Raw genomic sequence first — 2,242 nt, 5'->3', positions numbered from 1 at the left:
YCRGAAAACGTGCAGCGTTTGTCCGGAATCTGTGCACGGCCTTTGTTAGATTCTCGCCTGCGCGGGAATGACGGTGAGTTGATCGTCATTCCGGAAAACGTGCAGCGTTTGTCCGGAATCTGAGCACGGCCTTTGTCAGATTCCCGCATGCGCGGGAATGACGGGAGTTGGGCGCGGGAATGATGGGTGGGAAGCACAGGAACGACGGGTGGGAAGCACAGGAATGACGGGTGGGAAGCACAGGAACGACGGGTGGGAAGCACAGGAATGACGGGCGAGGGACATTGGTATGACGGGAATTTTGCTGAAAAAGCCCCAACATTCCGCATGATCACCTGATTTTGGTCTCAGCGAACAACTGTTTTCTAATTGATCGGCATTATCCGAGTCAGGGCGTTTTTATTGGCAAATAGCCACATTCAGCGTGTGGATGAAGCAAAAGCCACCACAGCGTAAAATGTAACGATTCATATACCTTACGAATTTTCCGAAATATTCAGGAGTTATGCATGTCGAACCCGTCCCAGATTGAGCAGTTAGTGGGAGATTTTATTGACCCGTCCACACAGATGAGTCTCGCTGACAGCAAAGCAAAAATTGCTGTTAATGGTGAAGTAGTACCCACCAACGTCACGGTAACGCTCGGCTATCCGGTGAAAGGTTATGCCAACCAGTTATCGGATACCTTGCAAAAGTTGCTCAGTGACAATGGTATTGATGCCAGTGTTACGGTGAACTGGCACATCGTGAAACACAAGGTACAGCAGGGCGTTCCTGCACTGGAAAACGTAAAAAACATCATCGCTGTGGCCTCTGGCAAAGGCGGCGTTGGCAAATCCACCACTTCGGTGAATCTGGCTTTGGCATTGGCCGCTGAGGGTGCCTCTGTCGGCATACTTGATGCTGATATTTACGGCCCGAGCCAACCGCGCATGTTAGGCACGACTCAACGCCCAGAATCAGTGGATGGCAAATCAATTGAACCCATCGAAAGTTATGGTCTGCAAAGCATGTCGATTGGTTTTCTGATTGATGAAGAAGAACCAATGATCTGGCGTGGCCCAATGGTGACTCAGGCGCTGCAACAAATGCTCGGCGATACCAACTGGAAATCACTGGACTATCTGGTCATCGACTTGCCGCCAGGCACGGGTGATATTCAACTGACCTTATCGCAAAAGGTACCGGTCAGTGGGGCGGTTATTGTGACCACCCCCCCAGGATATTTCCCTGCTGGATGCACGCAAGGCGCTGAAAATGTTTGAAAAAGTTAAAGTGCCGGTGTTGGGTGTTATCGAGAATATGAGTACCCATATTTGTAGTCAATGTGGTCATGAAGAACATATCTTCGGTGCCGGTGGTGGTGAACGGATGGCATCTGACTACGGGGTTAATATGCTGGGTAGTCTGCCACTTGATATTCGTATCCGGGAAGATGCCGACAGTGGCCAGCCAACCGTTGTAACCGATCCGCAAGGCGATATTGCAATGGCCTACCGGACCATCGCTCGTCGAATTGCAGCTAACCTGGCCAAAGAAGGTAAGGATTACGCCGCGGCGTTTCCCAAGATTGTTATCAAGAACGATTAAACACGTTATCATCAGGGTCTTTTACTTTCATTGGCTGTTTTATGACCATCAAATCAGATAAATGGATCCGCCGAATGGCGGAACAGCACGGCATGATTTACCCCTTCGAGCCGAAGCAAATCAGGGATAGTGACAACGGTCGCATCATTTCCTACGGCACTTCGAGCTATGGTTACGATGTCAGATGTTCGGACGAGTTCAAGATTTTCACCAATATCAACTCGGCGATCGTTGATCCGAAGAATTTCGATGAGGCCAGCTTTGTTGATGTGAAATCAGACGTCTGCATTATTCCGCCAAACTCATTTGCGCTGGCAAGAACGGTCGAAACTTTCAAGATTCCTCGTAATGTGCTGACCGTCTGTCTGGGCAAGTCCACTTATGCCAGATGCGGCATTATCGTCAATGTCACGCCACTGGAACCAGAATGGGAAGGCCAGGTGACGCTGGAGTTTTCAAATACCACGACCTTACCTGCAAAAATCTATGCTAATGAAGGCGTGGCACAGATGCTGTTTTTTGAGTCAGACGAAGTCTGTGAGACCTCTTATGCGGATCGTGGCGGGAAGTATCAGGGTCAACGAGGCGTAACATTGCCGAAATCCTGAGAAGGAGCGAATGAAAATGGCCAGTACAGCACTCCGACGCTTGT

The 2,242-nt window shown here is 49.8% G+C and carries 1 protein-coding gene and 1 pseudogene; both read left to right on the top strand.

Translation table 11 applies throughout. The features are described 5' to 3' along the window. Positions 1–509: 509 nt before the first annotated feature. A pseudogene (apbC, locus tag MPL1_RS14400) lies at positions 510–1,590 on the top strand (iron-sulfur cluster carrier protein ApbC). A gap of 41 nt (positions 1,591–1,631) precedes the next feature. Next, on the top strand, positions 1,632–2,198 hold the full coding sequence (gene dcd, locus MPL1_RS12135) for a dCTP deaminase (RefSeq protein ID WP_009727428.1): 567 nt from the start codon (positions 1,632–1,634) through the stop codon (positions 2,196–2,198). The last annotated feature ends 44 nt before the right edge of the window (positions 2,199–2,242 follow it).

Origin of the sequence: Methylophaga lonarensis MPL (assembly GCF_000349205.1) — a bacterium.
GTDB classification, from domain to species: domain Bacteria; phylum Pseudomonadota; class Gammaproteobacteria; order Nitrosococcales; family Methylophagaceae; genus Methylophaga; species Methylophaga lonarensis.
Note: the sequence above shows the minus strand (reverse complement) of the source record. Positions and strands in the feature narration are given on the sequence as shown.